This is a genomic window from Campylobacter sp. 2014D-0258 (assembly GCF_008000495.1).
Taxonomy (GTDB): domain Bacteria; phylum Campylobacterota; class Campylobacteria; order Campylobacterales; family Campylobacteraceae; genus Campylobacter_D; species Campylobacter_D jejuni.
In genome coordinates this window covers 1-18,878 of the sequence record NZ_VOAR01000021.1, presented here as the reverse complement: position 1 = coordinate 18,878, position 18,878 = coordinate 1, and the positions used below count along the sequence as shown (strand labels likewise).

Annotated in this window: 16 protein-coding genes and 4 pseudogenes; 11 read left to right on the top strand and 9 right to left on the bottom strand. The window is 30.3% G+C overall.

What is annotated here, in order from left to right; translation table 11 throughout:
* Positions 1 to 22 precede the first annotated feature (22 nt).
* Entirely contained in the window at positions 23 to 3,625 is a 3,603-nt protein-coding gene (gene dnaE / locus SR62_RS03310) for a DNA polymerase III subunit alpha (RefSeq protein ID WP_002893305.1), read from the top strand.
* A gap of 12 nt (positions 3,626 to 3,637) precedes the next feature.
* On the opposite strand, the gene SR62_RS03305 is transcribed toward dnaE, so the two are convergent.
* The 5 genes from SR62_RS03305 to SR62_RS03285 are packed head-to-tail and all read right to left on the bottom strand — an operon-like array spanning position 3,638 to position 7,576.
* Positions 3,638 to 4,270, bottom strand: coding sequence for a YggS family pyridoxal phosphate-dependent enzyme (locus SR62_RS03305; RefSeq protein WP_002893304.1), 633 nt, complete (start codon positions 4,268 to 4,270; stop codon positions 3,638 to 3,640).
* 35 nt (positions 4,271 to 4,305) lie between these two features.
* Positions 4,306 to 5,055, bottom strand: coding sequence for a flagellin C (gene flaC, locus SR62_RS03300; RefSeq protein ID WP_147502264.1), 750 nt, complete (start codon positions 5,053 to 5,055; stop codon positions 4,306 to 4,308).
* 38 nt (positions 5,056 to 5,093) lie between these two features.
* On the bottom strand, positions 5,094 to 5,564 hold the full coding sequence (locus tag SR62_RS03295) for a DUF4149 domain-containing protein (RefSeq protein ID WP_032584120.1): 471 nt from the start codon (positions 5,562 to 5,564) through the stop codon (positions 5,094 to 5,096).
* A gap of 12 nt (positions 5,565 to 5,576) precedes the next feature.
* Positions 5,577 to 6,392 (bottom strand): HemK/PrmC family methyltransferase, encoded by an 816-nt coding sequence (locus tag SR62_RS03290; protein ID WP_032584118.1) that lies wholly within the window; start codon positions 6,390 to 6,392, stop codon positions 5,577 to 5,579.
* Positions 6,389 to 7,576 (bottom strand): M48 family metallopeptidase, encoded by a 1,188-nt coding sequence (locus SR62_RS03285; RefSeq protein WP_002869835.1) that lies wholly within the window; start codon positions 7,574 to 7,576, stop codon positions 6,389 to 6,391. The genes SR62_RS03290 and SR62_RS03285 overlap by 4 nt, the downstream gene beginning before the upstream one ends.
* 127 nt (positions 7,577 to 7,703) lie before the next feature.
* On the opposite strand from SR62_RS03285, the gene SR62_RS03280 reads away from it, so the two are divergent.
* Complete coding sequence (locus SR62_RS03280; RefSeq protein ID WP_002825403.1) at positions 7,704 to 7,889, top strand: hypothetical protein; 186 nt, start codon at positions 7,704 to 7,706, stop codon at positions 7,887 to 7,889.
* Here SR62_RS03280 and mog read toward each other — a convergent pair.
* Together mog and corA are read right to left on the bottom strand one after the other, a co-directional pair.
* On the bottom strand, positions 7,886 to 8,428 hold the full coding sequence (gene mog / locus SR62_RS03275) for a molybdopterin adenylyltransferase (protein ID WP_002854948.1): 543 nt from the start codon (positions 8,426 to 8,428) through the stop codon (positions 7,886 to 7,888). The genes SR62_RS03280 and mog overlap by 4 nt on opposite strands.
* 20 nt (positions 8,429 to 8,448) lie before the next feature.
* Positions 8,449 to 9,432: a magnesium/cobalt transporter CorA gene (corA, locus tag SR62_RS03270; protein ID WP_002799370.1), complete on the bottom strand. Its 984-nt coding sequence runs from the start codon at positions 9,430 to 9,432 to the stop codon at positions 8,449 to 8,451.
* Positions 9,433 to 9,548: 116 nt separating this feature from the next.
* Between corA and SR62_RS03265 the strand changes: the two genes are divergently transcribed.
* The 7 genes and pseudogenes from SR62_RS03265 to SR62_RS03235 all read left to right on the top strand — a co-directional run bounded on the left by SR62_RS03265 (position 9,549) and on the right by SR62_RS03235 (position 15,980).
* A complete protein-coding gene (locus tag SR62_RS03265) occupies positions 9,549 to 10,595 on the top strand; it encodes an ABC transporter substrate-binding protein (RefSeq protein ID WP_002852095.1) in 1,047 nt (348 codons plus the stop codon).
* A gap of 10 nt (positions 10,596 to 10,605) precedes the next feature.
* Positions 10,606 to 11,931, top strand: a complete 1,326-nt coding sequence (locus tag SR62_RS03260) for an esterase-like activity of phytase family protein (RefSeq protein ID WP_002793291.1) — start codon at positions 10,606 to 10,608, stop codon at positions 11,929 to 11,931.
* Entirely contained in the window at positions 11,928 to 12,737 is an 810-nt protein-coding gene (locus SR62_RS03255) for an alkaline phosphatase family protein (RefSeq protein ID WP_010891882.1), read from the top strand. Before SR62_RS03260 ends, SR62_RS03255 begins: the two co-directional genes overlap by 4 nt.
* Positions 12,734 to 13,573, top strand: a complete 840-nt coding sequence (locus tag SR62_RS03250) for an ABC transporter permease (RefSeq protein WP_002879676.1) — start codon at positions 12,734 to 12,736, stop codon at positions 13,571 to 13,573. Before SR62_RS03255 ends, SR62_RS03250 begins: the two co-directional genes overlap by 4 nt.
* The gene (locus tag SR62_RS03245) at positions 13,574 to 14,353 is read left to right on the top strand and encodes an ABC transporter permease (RefSeq protein WP_147502263.1); all 780 of its coding nucleotides are present in this window, start codon (positions 13,574 to 13,576) and stop codon (positions 14,351 to 14,353) included.
* Positions 14,354 to 14,356: 3 nt separating this feature from the next.
* Positions 14,357 to 15,346 carry an ABC transporter ATP-binding protein gene (locus SR62_RS03240; protein ID WP_002893297.1) on the top strand — a complete coding sequence of 330 codons (990 nt, stop codon included), beginning with the start codon at positions 14,357 to 14,359 and terminating at the stop codon, positions 15,344 to 15,346.
* Positions 15,343 to 15,980 (top strand): annotated as a pseudogene (locus SR62_RS03235) (HAD family hydrolase). Before SR62_RS03240 ends, SR62_RS03235 begins: the two are co-directional and overlap by 4 nt.
* 23 nt (positions 15,981 to 16,003) lie before the next feature.
* On the opposite strand, the gene SR62_RS03230 reads toward SR62_RS03235, so the two are convergent.
* Complete coding sequence (locus tag SR62_RS03230) at positions 16,004 to 16,759, bottom strand: basic amino acid ABC transporter substrate-binding protein (protein ID WP_002854837.1); 756 nt, start codon at positions 16,757 to 16,759, stop codon at positions 16,004 to 16,006.
* Positions 16,760 to 17,091: 332 nt separating this feature from the next.
* Here SR62_RS03230 and SR62_RS03225 point away from each other — a divergent pair.
* A pseudogene (locus tag SR62_RS03225) lies at positions 17,092 to 17,811 on the top strand (hypothetical protein).
* Positions 17,741 to 18,217 (top strand): annotated as a pseudogene (locus SR62_RS03220) (hypothetical protein); the annotation flags it as partial. The pseudogenes SR62_RS03225 and SR62_RS03220, both read left to right, overlap by 71 nt.
* Before the next feature lie 36 nt (positions 18,218 to 18,253).
* Here the strand turns inward: SR62_RS03220 and SR62_RS09480 are convergent.
* Positions 18,254 to 18,355: pseudogene (locus tag SR62_RS09480) on the bottom strand (sigma-70 family RNA polymerase sigma factor); the annotation flags it as partial.
* Positions 18,356 to 18,878: the final 523 nt, after the last annotated feature.

The window sequence follows — 18,878 nt, the reverse complement described above, 5'->3', positions numbered from 1 at the left end:
CTTAAAAAACTAAAGGAAGAAAATGAGTCAATTTACACACTTGCATTTACATACAGAATATTCTTTGCTTGATGGAGCCAATAAGCTTAAAGAATTAGCTTTTACTTTAAAAGAGCAGGGTGCTACAAGTGTGGCTATGACAGATCATGGAAATATGTTTGGGGCAATTGATTTTTATCAAACAATGAAAGCACAAGGTTTAAAACCTATCATTGGTATAGAAGCGTATTTGCATAATCATGATGAGTTAGATGATAAAAGTTCTCGTCAGCGTTTTCACCTTTGTTTGTATGCAAAAAATGAGATTGGATATCAAAATTTAATGTATTTAAGTTCTCAAAGTTATATTAAAGGCTTGTATTATTATCCGCGTATCAATAAAAAGCTTTTGGAAGATTATAGCGAAGGTCTTATTTGCTCTTCTGCTTGCTTACAAGGTGAAGTAAATTGGCACTTAAATACCTATAGTGAAAGAAATGTGCGTTTTGGTGCAAAAGGCTATGAAGCAGCAAAAGAAGCGGCATTATGGTATAAAAAAGTTTTTAAAGATGATTTTTATTTTGAAATCATGCGTCATGGTATAGGCGATCAAAGAATGATAGATGATGATATTATCAGACTTTCTAAAGAATTAAATATAAAAATCATTGCTACAAATGATACGCATTATACTTTTAAAGAAAGAGCGGCTGCCCATGAGGTTTTTATGTGTATAGCCATGGGAAAAAAACTTAACGATCCTGATAGAATGCGTCATAGTGTGCATGAATTTTATGTTAAAAGCCCTGAGCAAATGAGTGAGCTTTTTGCAGATATTCCAGAAGCTATAGAAAATACACAAGAAATCGCGCAAAAATGTAATTTAGAGCTTAATCTTGGCAATCCCACTCCACCGAATTTTAAATTTACAAGAGAATATGCTAAAGATCATAATATTATCTTACCTGAAGAAACAAAAGAATTTAGCTTTGATAATGATGATATAGTTTTTGAAGAACTTTGTAAAAAGGGACTTGAAGAGAGATTAAAATTTATCGATGAAAGCAAGCATGAAGAATACAAACAAAGACTTGAAGTAGAAATTAACATCATTAAAAATATGAAATTTTCAGGTTATATGCTTATTGTTCATGATTTTATTAAAGTAGCTAAAGATAAAGGTATTCCAGTAGGCCCTGGAAGAGGATCAGCTGCAGGAAGTTTGGTTTCTTATTGTTTAAGGATTACGGATTTAGATCCTATTCCTTATAGTCTACTTTTTGAGCGTTTTTTAAATCCTGAGCGTGTGAGCATGCCTGATATTGATGTGGATTTTTGTCAAGACAGACGTGCTGAAGTGATTGACTATGTGATTGATAAATATGGAGCGGATAAGGTTGCACAGGTGATTACCTTTGGTAAACTTTTGGCTAAAGGGGTGATTCGTGATGTGGCTAGAGTTTGTGATATGAGTATTCAAGATGCTGATGAGCTTGCTAAACTTGTGCCTGAAGAGCTTAAAATCACTCTTGATGCTGCTTATGAAAAAGAACCTAAAATCAAAGAATTTATCGATCGTCATCCTAAAGGTCCTGAAGTTTGGGAGTATGCAAGAGCTTTAGAAGGATTAAATCGCAATGCGGGTATGCACGCAGCAGGTGTTGTAATTTCTAATGAAAGTTTATGGAAGAAAACTCCGCTTTTTAGACAAAGTAAAAATGATGAAAGACATTTGGTAACGCAGTATTCTAAAGATCATTTAGAAGATGTGGATTTGATAAAATTTGACTTTTTAGGTCTTAAAACCTTAACAGTAATCAATAATGCGATCAAGCTTATTAAAAAGCGTTACAATAAAGACATTATTTGGGAAACTATAGATGTAAATGATAGCAAAGTTTATAAAACCATACAAAGTGGAAATACTTTGGGAATTTTTCAAATCGAATCAGGTGGTATGCAAAGCTTAAATGCACGCTTAAAACCAGAGCGTTTCGAAGATATCATTGCGGTTCTTGCGCTTTATCGTCCAGGTCCTATGGAATCAGGAATGCTTGATGATTTTATCGACAGAAAGCATGGTTTAAAAAGTATAGAATATCCTTTTGACAGTTTAGAAAAGGTTTTAGAGCCTACTTATGGGGTTATTGTTTATCAAGAACAGGTTATGCAAATTGTTCAAATTATAGGTGGCTTTTCTTTAGGAGGTGCTGATGTAGTGCGTCGTGCTATGGGTAAAAAAGATCCTGAGAAGATGAAAAAGCTTAAAACTGATTTTGCGGATGGAGCAGAAAAACAAGGATATGATAGAGCAAAAGCTGAGGATTTATGGGAGCTTATCGTAAAATTTGCAGGATATGGTTTTAATAAATCTCACTCTGCGGCTTATGCGTTGATTACTTTTCAAACAGCTTATTTAAAAACTTATTATCCTAGTGAATTTATGGCAGCGCTTTTAACAAGCGAAGAAAACAATGTGGATAAAATTGCTGTTTATATTGATGAGATGAAAAAAATGAATATTAAACTTTTACCTCCATCGATTAACAAAGCGATCCGTGAATTTAGTGCTTTAGAACAAGATGGCAAGGATGCTATTATATATGGACTTGGGGCTATAAAAAGTGTGGGTATTCCTGCAGTTGAAAATTTACTTGAAGCAAGACAAGATGGAGAATTTAAGGATATTAATGATTTCTTAGGTAAGATAGATCCTACTAAAATAAACCGTAGAACATTAGAAAGTCTTATTAAGGCAGGGGCTTTTGATGAGTTTGGTTTTACTAGAAAAGCTTTGTTTGATAATATGGAAAATCTTAGCGAAGCATCGCGTAAAATGGCTGAAGTAAGAAAAAATGCTGCAAGTTCTCTTTTTGGTGAAGAGGAATTAACTTCAGGTGTTCAAGTAAATTTTACTCCCAAAAATGAAGAATTTGAAGTGATGGAAAAATTAGGATATGAAAAAGAAATTTTAGGAATTTATGTTTCAGGCCATCCTTTAGATCGATTTTATGAACAAATTAATGCCATAGATTATGTTAAAAGTTTAGATTTTGAAAGTTTAAAAAATAATGGAGAAATTTTAAATATAGGTAAAATTGAAGATTTTAAATCTATGATGAGTAAAAATAACAAACGTTATGGTAGACTTGAAATTTTAGATTATTATTCTTCGTTTGATGCTACTGTATTTGAAAGCAATGTAGAAGAAATAGAAAATATCATCAAAGATGAAAATTTAAAAAATAATGCCTATGGTTTTGTATTGGGATTTAAAGCTGAAGGAGGGGAGAAACCTAGCTTTTTTTTAAAAGCAATTAAAGATTTGCAAAGTCTTGAAGATGGCGAGATTAAAGCTATAAAAAAATTTGGAGCAAAAAAAGATTTTAAAAATAAAGAAGAAAATCATTTTACCGCAGAACCTAAGGAATTTGAAAAAAATATCATAGAGCTAGATTTGACAAGATTAAATAGAGAATTAATCTATGAAATTCATGAAATTGCTAGAAATGCACATAATCCTAATGAAAAAAATAATAAAAAACTTGTTTTAAAAGTTATTAGTGCGGGATCTTGCTTGCTTTATCATACAGATTTTATTATCTCTGATAGTATAGTAGAGGAAATTTCTAATAAATATGCTTAAGTAAGATTGTTCTTACTTAAGATTTTTAAATAAAATGCTTCCAAGTCTTACTAAGTTGGATCCGCATTTTATAGCAATTTCAAAATCATTACTCATCCCCATAGAGCAAATTTTAGCCCCATGTTTTTGAAGAATTTCATAAATTTTAAATGTAGTTTCAAAGCTTTTGATAATACTTTCTTTATCTTGGCTGTGTGATCCTATGCTCATTACGCCACAAAGATTTAGATTAGAGCATTCTTCTTGTATTTGTAAATATTCTTCTACAGCTTGATTTGGATCTAGACCGCTTTTGCTATTTTCATTTGCACTATTGATTTCTAATAAAGTATTTAATTTATAATCAAGTCTTTTGTCCGTAGCTTTAGCTATTTTAATACCATTGCAAGAGTGCCATAATATAGGTTTTTGTTTGATTAAGAGATTGATTTTGTTGCTTTGTAGCGTTCCTATAAAATGCCACTTTATGTCTAGTTTTTTTTCATCAAGATTTTCTTTTTTTTGTGCTAGAGCTTGGACTTGATTTTCTCCAAATTCTACTATACCTTGATCAAAAAGCTTTTCAATTATACTTGCATCGACATACTTGCTTGCGGCTACAAGACGAACGTTTTTGGTTTTTTCTAAAATTTGCTCTAAAGTCATTTTGATAAAGAAATAAGCCCTATTTAGGGCTTATATTATTGTAACAAATTAGCAATTTTGCTTTGAAGCTGTATATTGGATTGCGCAGCAACAAAAGCAGCAGCATTTTCTTTTAGATAATTGGCATTAAAATCATTGACATTTTTTGCCATGTCATTATTGAGTAAATTATTTTCAGCTGCTTTTGAGTTGATGCTATTTTGAACACTTGCATTAATATTTGATGTGATGGCATTGATACCTGAGCCTATTTCACTTCTTAAACTTCCAAGTTGATCCATAAAATTTGTAATACTATCTTGATTATCTATGCTTAATCCATCTGTTGCTAATGGATTTAAATTTGTAGTTTCAGTTCCGCTACCTACTACAAAATTCATAGTTTGAAAGACATTTTTTCCATTATAAGTTGCATTATTAAAAGAATCATTGATGGATTCTTGTATGCGTGTTGCTTCTGTTCTTAGCATTCCTTTTTGAGAATCATTAAGTGCAGCATTGTTCATTTTTACTGAAAGTTCATTAAGTCTATCTGCGCTTTGAGAGATATTGGTAAGGCTAGCATCTGCAATTTGTAAAACCCCTATAGCATCATAAGCATTTGCGACACCTTGATCTATAGTGCTTGATTGAGATCTTAAAGAATCAGCAATAGCTAAATTAGCACTATCAACTCCACTTATTGCGCGAACAGCTGCAATATTTTCTAAAGCTTTATCGCTAGCTTTTTGTGCATTATTTAAATAATAATTTTGTTGCATCATAGTTGCATCAGAGATCATCATGGCCTACTCCTTCTCTTTTGGATTTATTTAATATTTTATCATTTTTTTGCTATTTTAAAGCTTAAGAAATATAAAAAAACTTGCATTATCAAGATGATTTTAATCACCACTTCACTTGCATTATGGATACTGATAAATTCTTGAGTTTTTGTAGCGTTTTCGCCTAAGTTTTGGAGTTCAATTATGGTATTAGTAAAATAAAAAACAAATATTAAGCTTAAAATCAAAATAAGCAAACTCAGCATAAATTTTGAAAATTTTATTTGAAATTTCATTTCATCTTTTACAAGAGAATAAATTTCATGTAAAAAATTAACCACTGAAACAAAAATCAGCAAATATCCCATCTTAATAAAAATTTGCGTCATCATTAAGCCACTTTGAAAATGGCTCAACACTCCTTCTCCTATAAGATTTTGAGGAAAAAAAATTGTTGGTGCAACAACTATTCCTAGTATGAGTTCAACCCCTATGATGGAGGCAAGTAAAAATAAATTAACAGCTTTCAAGAGTTTCTCCTTTTATTTTTTATCATAACGCATATTTGTAAATTTAGCTATAAAAGCACGATTATAACCTTGTTCATCTTTGAAAAAATCAACAATGAAATTATTTTGATATAAAATTTTTTCCAAAATTTCTTTTTGATCATAGCCAAATTCGCAAGCTAAAAATTTAACTTTTTTATCAAGGGAAAAATGTATGATTTCTTCTAGAATTTCATATCCTTTTTCTCCTCCAAATAAAGCCTCTTTGGGTTCTTTTTGCACCCAAATATCTATAGGATATGAATTTTTAATATAGGGTGGATTTGAAAAAATAAAATCATAATTTTCTTTAATTTGCTTAAAATTACAAAGTTTAAAGTCAATCAAGTGATCGACTTTGTGTAATTTGGCATTCTCTAAAGCTAATTCTAAGGCTTTGGGATTGATATCGCAGGCTGTGATTTTTAACCCAAGTTCTTTGGCTAAAATAATGCTTAAAATTCCACTTCCAAATCCTATTTCTAAAATCCCATTAAAAGTATTTTTTTTGCATAAATTTAAAATTTGAAAAAGTAAAATTTCACTATCGTAGCGAGGGATTAGAATGCCTTTTTTTATCTTAAATTCTAAGCCCCAAAAATCCACTTTTTCAAATATATATTCAAAAGGTTCTCCAGATTTAAAACGCCTTATAAGCTTAAAATAAGGTTCATGATCTATTTGTATATCTTGGTTTAAAAATAACCAAGCTTTATCTTTTTTTAGATATTCACAGAGTATAAATACTGCTTCATTTTCATAACCTTTTAAGCTAGATTTAGCTTCCATAAGAGCATTTTTTATAGTCAAGAAAGAGCCTTGATTCTATCACTAATACTTGGATGGCTGAGATAAAAAAATGCATATATTTTACTTGTTTTGATAAAAGCTTTATTTTCTCTTGCTAGGGCTATCAATGCATTTTTCATATCTTCTTTGCTTGTAACTTTAGCTCCGTGTTGATCAGCCGCAAATTCATTTTTTCTACTTAAGGCATTAAGCATAGGAGAGATTAAAAAGTTAAAAATATTTGCCAAGATAAATAAAAGAGCAAACACACCGCCATTTACTCCTTCTAGATGACTTTCTAAGTAAACAAATTCAGGTAAATTTGCAAAAACAAAAAAAAGTAAAAACATAGTTATAGCGCCGTTAAATAAAGCTTTGATAATATCCTTATGAACAAAATGTCCAAGCTCGTGTCCTAAAACAGCTAAAAGTTCTCTTTCATTTAAGGCTTTTAATAATGTATCAAAAAGCACCACTCTTTTGCTTTTAAAAAGTCCACCAAAATAAGCATTTAAACGCTTATCTCTTTTGCTTGCATCAATAACATAAACCCCATTTGCACTAAACCCGCATTGTTTCATTAAAGAGCTGATTTTTTTCAATAAATTTTCATCGTCTAGTTTTTTCATTTTATTAAAAATAGGTGCTATTAAGGTAGGGTAGATGAGATTTATAATCACTATAATACAAAAGGCAAAAATAAAGGCCGCAATCCACCAAAAAGTTCCAAAAAAATCATAGCAAAAAAGCAAAGCATAAAGGATTAAAAATCCAAATATTAAAGTTAAAATAAGACTTTTCATAGTGTCTTTGATAAAAAGTTTTACAGTCATATTTGAAAAACCATGGGCTTTATCTTTGATAAAACTTTCATAAATACTTAAAGGTAGATTTAAAATACTTGTGATTATTAAAAAAGATAATAAAAATAAAGTATTTTCAAAACGAGTGTTGTTTAAGATAAGCAATTCTTTAAGATATAAAAATCCAAAACCTATCCATGCAATATTGATGATTAAATTATAAAAATTGGAAAATAGTTTAAATTTTTCATTTTCGATGGCAATATCTGCTGCATTTTGATAGTCTTTTTCGCTTAAAATTTGAGCTTGTTTGTCTTTTTCTCTTTCTAAGAAACGAATTTGAGCATAGGAAATCCAAGATAAAAGTGCTGTGTAAAGACATAAAATTGCAATTAAAGTCATTATTTTTCCTTGATTGGTTTTTTGCGAATTCTAGCTTAAAATAATGAAATAAAGTTAATAGTTTAAAATCTAAAATAATATTCTTTTCAACTAAGTTGGTGTATATTTATAAAAAAAGGATTAAAGAATGTTTTTTAAGAAAAAGATTTCACAAAAACAAAAAGAAAAGCCTAAAATTCCAATCAATGATGTGATTTTAGATGACAGACTTTGTAAGTTTAAAAATAAAGTGCAAAAGATAAGCAAAGATGAAGCTTCGGCAAGTCTGCTTGCTAGACAATTAAGCAGACTTATCAGAGCTAATAAATTTTAATTTTGACATTTTTTCTTAGGGCGAAAAACCTTAATAACTTCATCATTTGCTTCTATATAAGCACCTTCTATCAAATCGATACAGTAAGGTATAGCCGGAAAAACAGGCTCTAGGCATTCTTTTATAGCCTTAGGATTTCCTGGTAAATTAATGATAAAAGATTTATTGCGAATTCCTGCACTCTGTCTTGAAAGTATAGCTGTTGGGACATATTTTAAACTTTCTAAGCGCATAAGTTCTCCAAAACCTGGCATCATTTTATCACACACGGCTTCCGTGGCTTCTGGGGTTACATCACGAAGTGCTGGACCTGTACCTCCGCTTGTAACAATCAAATCGCATTTTTTTTCATCTGCTAGATAAAGTAATTTTTTAATGATCAAATCATAATCATCGGGGATTAATTCTTTATGATAAATAATATCATTTTTTATATATGAATTTAACACTCTTTCAATTTCAGTAGTAGCTTTATCTTCATATATACCACTACTTGCTCTATCGCTTAGGGTCAAAATTCCTATGTTTATTGTATCCATTGTTTCTCCTTAATAAATTTTTATAACCATCCTTTTTTCTTGAAAACAACCAAAGGTAAAATGATAGAAATTACCATCACGCCAAGCACTATGGGATAAGCATAGTGAAGTTCAAGTTCGGGCATGAATTTAAAATTCATACCATAAACAGTTCCTATTAAAGTAGGTGGCATCATGGCAACAGTTGCAACGGTAAAAATTTTAATGATTTTGTTTTGTTCTATGTTGATTTGGCTGGCTAAAATGGTTTGGATATTATCTAAGATATTAAGTTGCGAAACACTAAATTCAACCAAAGAATTTAAGTCTTTTAAAACTATAGTGAGATTTTGTTTTATATCTTTATCGATTTTATCGCTTTTTAGCAAAGAAGTCATAGCACGACGCTTATCAAATAAAGAATCTCTTACGCGCATATTAAGCTCTTGCAAACTTGAAATATCCTTTAGCATTTCATCATAACTATATTCATCTTTTTTTTCTAAAACACTTGTTCTTAAGCGTCTTGCTTCTTTATCTATCCATTCTAGTAAATCCGCATCTTTTTCAACGCGTACTTCAAACATTTTATCAATAATATCAAAACCATCTTCAAAATTCTTCGGACTAGCTAAAATCCTTGCTTGAATTTCTTCAAAAGTGCTAAATTCGTTATATCTTATAGTAAATAAGATATTTTTAGCGGTAGCAAAAGTAACAATTTCTGTGCGAAGCTTGATTAAATTCCTATCCTCTTCATCACTTTTAAGATCTCTTACTAAAAAATGAGCATTGATGGTTATTGTCGCATTATCTTCCCAATATTTTGCGCTAAGCTCTATTTCTTCCCTTTCTTCTTTTGTAGGAAACTCAAGATTAAATTCACTTGATATAAAAGCAATTTCTGCTGCACTTGGATGAAGTAAATCAATCCATAAAATATTTTGCGGTAGTTCTTGACTATCGAGATTAAAATTGATTCTTTGAACTAAAGCATTTTGAGTTTTGATATAAATATAAAGCATGATCGCTCCTTGTTTATGACTTTAAAATTATAACCTTGTTTGCTTAAAAATTAACTTGTTTCTAAAATGTTTCTAAAACTCATTAAATTTCCAAAATATTTTTTGAAAGGAAAAAAATGAGTAAGAAATTTTTCTTAAGTTTAGGTCTTGTTGCTTTATTGTTTTCAAATTCACAAGCTATTGATGAGAATTTGATTAAAGCTGCGCAAGCAGAAGGTAGGGTAAATTCTTTAGCTATGCCTGATACTTGGGCAAACTGGAAGGATACTTGGGCAGATCTTAAAAATCTTTATGACATAGAACATAGTGATACAGATATGAGTTCAGCTCAAGAAATTGCTAAATTTAAAACCGAAAAGAAAAATGCAAGCGGTGATATAGGGGATGTAGGGGCGTCTTTTGGAGAGATAGCGGTTAAACAAGGAGTAGCTCAGCCTTTTAAGACAAGTTACTGGGATCAAATTCCAACTTGGGCTAAAGATAAAGATGGAAATTGGCTTTTAGCTTATACAGGAACCATAGCTTTTATAGTCAATAAAGATGTAGTAAAAGATATACCTAAAACTTGGCAAGATTTGCTTAAGGGAAATTATAAAATTACCGTGGGCGATGTAAGTGTAGCAGCTCAAGCTGTGAGTGCAGTTTTGGCAGCTAATTATGCCTTAGGTGGGGATGAAAAAGATTTAAGTCCTGCTTTAGCTTTTTTTAATACTTTAGCCAAACAAGGAAGACTTGTAAATAATGATGTAAGTATAGCCAATCTTGAAAAAGGTGAAGTTGAAGTGGGTTTAGTTTGGGATTTTAATGGTTTAGGCTATAGAGATAAAGTGGGCAAAGATCGTTATGAAGTTTTAATCCCTGCTGATGGTAGTGTTATTTCGGGTTATACAACTATTATCAATAAATACGCAAAACATCCAAATGCGGCTAAATTAGCCCGTGAGTTTATACTTTCTGATAAAGGACAAATCAATCTAGCAAAAGGTTATGCAAGGCCAATAAGAATTGATCATATTACCTTGCCAGATGATATAAAAGCTAAACTTTTACCAAGTGAGCAATACAAAAATGCAAGAGCAATCAAAGATCAAAAAGCTTGGGAAAAAAGCGCTAAAGAATTGCCACAACTTTGGCAAGAAAAAGTTATAGTGGATATGAAATAAAGGAGATTGGATGAAAAAGGTTATTTTAACAAGTGCTATGCTTTGCAGTGTTTTATTTGGAGTTCAAGAGTATGAGGCCAATTTAGCAGGGCATATTATCATAGATTCTAAAAGTACAGTAAAACCTCCTAAGGATGCTCCTGATTTTTTTAAAACTTATGGGAAATTTGCAAATATCGCTAGAGAAGAAAAAATTGGAACTTTTAAATCTAAGGGAAACAGGGAAACAGATTTTTATTTACCTTTTAAAAATCAACCTATACAAGGACATAGTGGGATAAAATATATTCCAAAAAAAGATGTTTTTTGGGTAATTAGCGATAATGGCTTGGGTAAAAAGTATAATTCTTATGATGCCATGCTTTATGCTCACGAGTTTAAATTTGATTTTAAAAACTCAAAATACGAACTTTTAAAAACAGTTTTTTTTAAAGATAGTGATAAAAAATACCCCTATCCTATAACCACCGAAACAACCAAAGAAAGGTATTTAAGTGGGGTTGATTTTGATACTGAGAGTATACAGGTTATCAATGATGAATTTTATATAGGTGATGAATTTGGTCCTTATTTGCTTCATTTTGATAAGAATGGGAATTTAAAAGAAGTTTTTGATGTGTATGTGGAGGGTAAAAAACTTATTTCTCCTGATAATCCAAGTTTAAAATTTAGCGATAAGCCTGATGGAGAAAATGAGAAATTTAATATCAAGCGTTCTAAAGGCTTTGAAGCTATGGCAAGCTCTAAAGATGGTTCTAAACTTTATTTGCTTTTAGAAGGAAGCATTTATAATAACAACGCTTATGAGAATGAAAAAGGTAAAGAATATCTAAGAATCATAGAATTTAATGTAAAAAATAAAAAATTCACTGGAAAAACTTATAAATATTTCTTAGAAGATAAAAGCCATTCCATAGGTGATTTTAATATGATAGATGATAAATACGGCATCATCATAGAAAGAGATCAAAAAGAAGGCACTAAAGATAAGGCTTGCAAAGAAGGTGAAGATACTAAGCATTGTTTTAATAATGTAGCTCAATTTAAAAGAATTTATAAGGTTAAATTAGATGATAAAACTCATGAAGCTCAAAAAATTTCTTATATAGATCTTTTAAATATTAAGGATAGAAATAAAATTTCTAAAAAGCCTTTGGTAAATGATAAATTTGTTTTTCCTTTTGAAACCATAGAAGGTGTGGATATAGTAGATGACTCTCATATAGTCGTAGAAAATGACAATAACTTTCCTTATTCTTCAAGTAGAGAACCTAATAAAACTGATGATAATGAATTTATTTTACTTGAAGTAAAAGATTTTTTAAAGAGTAAATGATGTCCAAAGCTATTTTAGTTGTGCTTGATGGCTTAAATTGTAAAAGTGCTAGTATAAATATGGGATATTTAAATGCGCTTTGCAAAGAGAATTTAGGCAAATTTTATTCTTTAGAATGCGAACTTCCTAGTATGTCTCGTCCTTTATACGAGTGCTTATTAACAGGCGTAAAGCCTGTTTTAAGTGGGATAATTAATAATAAATTGAGTTTTTCAAAACAAACAAGCATTTTTGACCTTTGCAAAGAACAAGGCTTAAAAGCTGGAGGCGCAGCTTATCATTGGGTTTTTGAGCTTTATAATAAAAAAGAATTTATTCCTTCTTTACATCGCCACATAGAAGATGAAAATTTAACTTTGCCTTATGGACATTTTTATTATGAAGATGATTATTTAGATTCTCATTTATTTGCAGATGGGGAGCATTTAAGAAACAAATATAATCTAGATTTTACTCTTATACATTCTATGAATATAGATGATGCAGGACATAAATTTGGCTCACACTCTATTGAGTATGCTAATAAAACCAAAAAAGTTGATATTTTGATTTCTGAGTATTTGCCTACTTGGTTAGAACAAGGTATTAATGTAATCATCACAAGCGATCATGGTATGACAGAGGGTAAAAGTCATGGAGGCTTAAGTGAAGATGAAATTTTAGTGCCTTTTTTCACTTTTGGTAGTGCTTTTTCGTATGAAAATGCCAAGATAAAACAGGATGAAATTTGTGGCAGTATCTGTGAAATTTTAGGACTTAAACACGATAAGAGATATAATGATGAAATTTTAAAGGCCAAAAAATGAAAGAAAAATTTCTAGCCTTTTTAAGTATTTTACCTTTTTTTATAGTTTTTACTTTTTTTATGATAGCGCCTTTGATTTGGATTGTTTTTAATGCTTTTTATGTAGAAGAGGATGAAATTTATTCTTTAGCCAATTTTATACATATTTTTGAGTCCAAATTCTATCTACAAAGCATTATAAATTCTTTACAAATCAGTTTTATTTCTAGTATTTTTGGACTTTTAATAGGGCTTTTGGCGAGCTATTCTTTATTTGTTTTAGCTCCATCAAAAATATGTAAATTTCTTTTTTCTTTAAATACTATGATAAGTAATTTTTCAGGAGTTCCTTTAGCTTTTGCTTTCATTATAGTTCTTGGAAGCAATGGTGTAGTTAATGTGTTTTTGAAAAATTTAGGCATAGAGCCTTTTGTTAGTGTTTATGCTAATTTCGGGGTAAATATTGTTTATGTGTATTTTCAAATTCCTTTGGCGATCTTGCTTTTGCTTCCAGCTTTTAAAAGTCTTGAAAATTCACATTTAAATGCTTGTAAAATGTTAGGTGGAGGCAATTTTTTATATTGGTTAAAAATAGCTTTGCCTTTGCTCGCTCCTACTTTGTTTGGTGTTTTTGTGATTTTATTTGCCAATGCTTTTGGAGCTTATGCGACTATTTATGCTTTAAGTTCGGGAAATTTTAATGTCGCTCCTGTAAGAATCGCTGCTTTAATCGCAGGCGATATCAATCTTGATCCTTATATGGCTAGTGCTTTAAGTATCATTATAACTATTATCATGCTTGTTGTTACCTTTATAGCCAATTTCCTTTCTAAAAAATATAATTTTAAGGTGCTTTAAATGAATGAAAATTTGAGTTTAAAAGCTAAAATTTATCATTATGTAGTTTTGTTTTTGGTTTTTTTGTTTTTAGCTTTGCCTTTAATGGCTACTTTTTTATATTCTATTTCCACTTCTTGGGGTGTAAGTGTTTTGCCTGATGATCTTACGCTTAAATGGTATCAAGAACTTTTTCATGACGAAAGATTTTTACTTGCTCTTTGGCATTCTTTGCTTGTTTGTGTGGGCAGTATTTTACTTTCTGTGATTCTTGTTTTTTCTTTGGTTTTTGTGCTAAATTATTATTTTTTAAAATTAAAAGCCTTTGTAAATATACTTATTATCATGCCTTTTGCTGTACCTCCTATAGTTAGCTGTGTGGGGCTTTTGCAACTTTATGCTGACAATATAGGAGGCACAGCTTGGATACTCATTTTTACTTATTTTACTATAGCTTTGCCTTTTATATATAGGGCTTTAGATAATGCTATGTCTAATGTCAATTTAAATGAACTCATCGCATCTAATGCTATGCTTGGAGGTTCTTTAATGGGAGCGATTTTTAAGCTTGTCTTGCCTAATTTAAGAAATGGAATTTTGGTGGCAGTTTTTTTAAGTTTTTCTTTTTTAATAGGCGAATTTTTATACGCAAATATTCTTGTAGGAAGTGCTTATGAGACTTTGCAAGTTTATCTTTATAATATCAAAAATCAAAGTGGGCATTATTCCAGTGCTTTGGTAATAGTTTATTTTGTATTAATTTTTATAACAACTTTTATAGCTAGTTTGATTAAGGAGTGAAAAATGGCTTATTTAAAGATTAAAAATTTTAAAAAAGCTTATGGGGATAAAATTATTTTCGAAGATATTAATTTTAGTGCTAAAAAGGGTGAGTTTATAACCCTTTTGGGCCCAAGTGGCTGTGGAAAATCCACTCTTTTAAGGTGTATAGCAGGGCTTAGCCAAATTAATGGAGGAAAAATTTCTTTAAATGATAAAGATCTTACCAAATTAAGCCCTCAAAAAAGAAATATAGGTATGGTTTTTCAAAATTACGCTCTTTTTCCAAATCTTAACGTTTTTGAAAATATAGCTTTTGGTTTAAAGATCAAAAAAATGGATAAAAAGGACATAGAAAAAAGAGTGAAAAAAATGTTAAAACTCGTCGAGCTTGAAGAATACGCTAAAACTTATCCACATAAGCTTTCAGGCGGACAAATGCAAAGAGTGGCTTTAGCAAGATCTTTGGTGACTAAACCTGATTTACTTTTACTTGATGAGCCTTTATCGGCACTTGATGCTAAAATTCGTAAGCATTTAAGGGTGCAAATTAAAGAAATTCAAAAAGAACTTGAACTCACAACTATTTTTGTAACGCACGATCAAGAAGAAGCTTTAGAGTTATCCGATAGGATTATTTTAATAAATGAGGGTAAAATCATACAAAATTCCAACGCAAACAATCTTTATCTTTTACCAGAATCTCATTTTGTGGCTAGCTTTATAGGAAATTACAATATTTTAAGCCCTAAAGAGCTTGATAACTTGGGTTTAAAACACGATTTTAAAAAAGATATAGCCTTGCGTCCTGAAACCATAGAAATTTCTAACGAAGGCTTAGAGGCTAAGATCAAAGAAAAATCATTACTAGGCAATATCATACGCTATAGGGTTAGAGTGCAAGAAATTGAATTTAAGGTAGATACTTTAAATTTTAGCACTCATAGTACTTATGAAGCAGGTGATAAAATCGCTTTAAAATTCAATCTTTCTTTAGCAAAAGAGTTAAAATGAAGCTTGTTTTATTTGATTTAGATGATACTTTAATACAAGGCGATAGTGCTAAACTTTGGCTTAAATTTTGTGTTGAAAAAGGTTTTTTACCTCAAGAATATTTAGAAAAAATCGTTTTTTATCAAAAACAATATCAAGAAAAAAAGCTTGATATGGATGAATTTATGACTTTTTTCTTCAAAGTGTTAAGGGTAAAAATGAAGATAGAATTTCATCTTTAGTAGATGAATTTATAAAAATTTATATAAAACCTTATGAAAAAGCTAAAGAACTTATAATCAAATATCAAGATCAAAGGTGTATTATAATTTCAGCTACGGCTGAATTTTTAGTTAGAAAAATCGCCTCTTTTTTGGGAGTGAGAGAAAGCATAGCCATAAAATGCGAGCGTGTGGGCGATAAATTTAGTGGAAAAGCTTACGGGGTTTATAGCTTTAAAGAAGGTAAGGTTTTAAGACTTAAAGAGTATTTGGGTAAAGATTATGAAAAATGGATGAAAGATTCTTATTTTTTTAGTGATTCTATCAATGATTTACCTTTACTAGAGTCTGTTAGCAAAGCCTTTGTATGTAATGGTGATGAAAAAATTTTAAAAATTGCAAAAGAGAGAAAATATGAAATTTTAACTTTTTAAGCTATAAGCGTGAAAATTCACGCTTATTCTAATTCATATTTTTTAATTAAAGTATCATAAAATCCATCAGTTTTTGCTTCATCTATGCCTTTGTTAAATATTTCAATAATATCTTTTTGTTTATTTTTATCAAAAGCAAAACTAAAGCCTTCTCCTCCATCTGTTTCTTGGTAGAAACTTACCAATTCTGGATTTTCAGCTAAAAAACCTTTAGCAGTATCTTGATCAGCTACAATAGCATCGATTTTGTTGTTTTTTAGTGCTAAAACAGCTATGTTTAAATCTTTATTGCTTTGTACTTGTGCATTTTTGATAGCTTTTGCAGTATTTTCTTGTAAAGTTCCTAGTTGAACTCCTATTTTTTTACCTTCTAAATCATTCTTTGTTTGAAGAGAGTCGTTGTTTTTTAGCTTAAGATAAAGATTTTTACTCATATAGTAAGGTTTCGTAAAATCAACACTTTGTCTTCTTTCATCAGTTGCGCTCATAGCTGAGGCAATCATATCGATTTTGCCAGCTTTTAAAGCAGGAATCAATCCATCGAAATTGGTTTCAACCCAAACAATTTTAATACCATTTTTTTTGGCAATCTCTTCAACCAAATCAGTATCAAAACCTGTAAGTTTTGAGTTTTCTTTATAATTAAAAGGTTTATAATTTGGAGCAGTTCCAACCTTTAATTCTACACTTGCATTTGATTCTTTATTTTTAGAATCACTACAAGCACCTAAAAATAAACCAACTAAAGCAACTAGAGCAATGCTTAATATTTTTTTCATTTTTTTCCTTTGATATAAAATGTTTTAAAATTATACTTATTTTAAATTTATATTTAATTAAGTCTGGATCAATTTTTAGAAAAGTTATATTAATGTTGTGCTTTTAGATAATATTTAAATAATTATAAAAGTATTTTTTTAATATTTAAAATAAAATTTTATTTAAGAATATATTAATATAAAATTTGTTAAATTTTCATTAAATTTAAATATTGAAAAATAAAATATCAAATTAATATTTTATTTTATAATCAACTCAGGACATACGGGATAGTGTTGCAAATAATCAATTTGCGATAAATCAAAAGGATTTTATTTTAGTGAGAAATGAGATGAAAAAATATTTTAATATTTTTAAAATTTTTACAAATAAGACAAATGCAAAATTTGGCTTGGGCGTTTGTAGTGTGGTTTTATCTTCTTCGGTTTGTTTTGCGGCGGTTCAGGCTACAAGCAAGGATGGAAAAATTTTTTATATTTCTGAACATTCTTTTAAGGATAATCAAGTTTATGATTTTCAAGCAGAAATTTTTAAAAAAAATTAATGGAAAAAATTTCTATGCTTCTAAGTCAAAATATCCTATATTAAATTTAACTATGATTTATAATAACCCTAAATCTGGAAATAAAAATTTATGCAAGCTTGAAATTTTAACTCCGGATACTTCAAAAGAAGAGATCATAACAGCTTTTAGCACTTTAGGAACCGTATCTTCAGATACTCAAGCCGTTCCTAGTTCTTTTATGCCTTTTATTGTAACAGCTTATGCTCAAAATACAAATGCAACAAATAATAAACTTATATTAGAAAATGGAGAATTATCTTCTGTGTATTTTTGCAAACCAAGCATAGGGGATTGTGGAGTACCTAATAATTCTCAAAAAGGCGATCGTTTTAAGTATTTAATTGCTGCGGCGTTTACTGACAGGGAGGGGGATTTAACAATCAAACCATTTTAAAAGAAAACTCCTATATCAATAATGGGTGTAGAAAATATCTACACCTTGCCCTTAAATGGAGCTCCTTATATTTCAGGATCTGTAGCTTTTGATGGTGAAGCTAAAGACAATAAATTAATCTTAGAGTCAAATACAAAAATTGACCTTCATAATTCCCAGTATTTTTCAGATGAAGAAGGTAAGGATATTTATGATGAAAGAATTACTCGTTTAATGGGAGCTTTTGGCATAAATTCTAATTTACAAAACAATAAAGTTCTTATCGATTCAGCCAATATCGTCCTTCATGGGCCAGATGGTGAGTATACAGCTCGTTCGACCTTTGAAATTTTAGGTGCTTTAGCTGATGTAAATAATCTTAAAAAATACAATGTAAGTAAAAATTCCGTAATAATTAAAAATTTAAATTTAGATTTAATGGTAAATTCGCAAAATAAAATAACTTTTTATGATGCTGTTTTATTTGGAGAAATTTACGGTGGAAGAACATTACAGGGCTGTCCGTCCGTTCCGTTACTTCCCCCTGTGCTTCAAGGTCTGGTCGGATTCCCTGCAACGGCAGAACTCCGTGTAGGATAATTCCACATAGCCGCCACTTTCTCTGATATATACCTTTCTTGGTGCATATTTCACCATAAATACCTCCCATCTGAATTTTTGAAATGTAAAAAATCCAGATGGAGAGGCGGAGAACGACACCGCATATCAGAAACAGCCCTACGGCACTTTCCAACAAAAATCGACAAAAGAAAAACCGCAAAGGCTCTGTGACCTTTACGGTTATAGGAAATAGTAATTCTATTGTATGGAGATTGTACTTCTACTTTCAAGGTGAGAAGTACCGTTGCACTGGCAGAAATTTTTTTAACTGGTTTCCTGCCGTTCTCTGATATGCTATGTATTGATAAATTTTGCTTCGTATGAGCAGATAGATAACTGCCCGAAAAAAGGACATAAAAAAATCCCTCCAAATTTAAAAACAAATTCAGAGGGTAATTTAGGGTATAACAAAATAACCCACCCGAATATCGTTTTTTTTTATTTGGTGAGTTTGTTCTTTCAAATACGAAACAAAAAGAGCCGATGATTCGTGAATTGTTCCACAATTTCATCGGCTCTGCGTCTTAAGCGTCTGGCTCTTTGATGACAGTTATCTTCA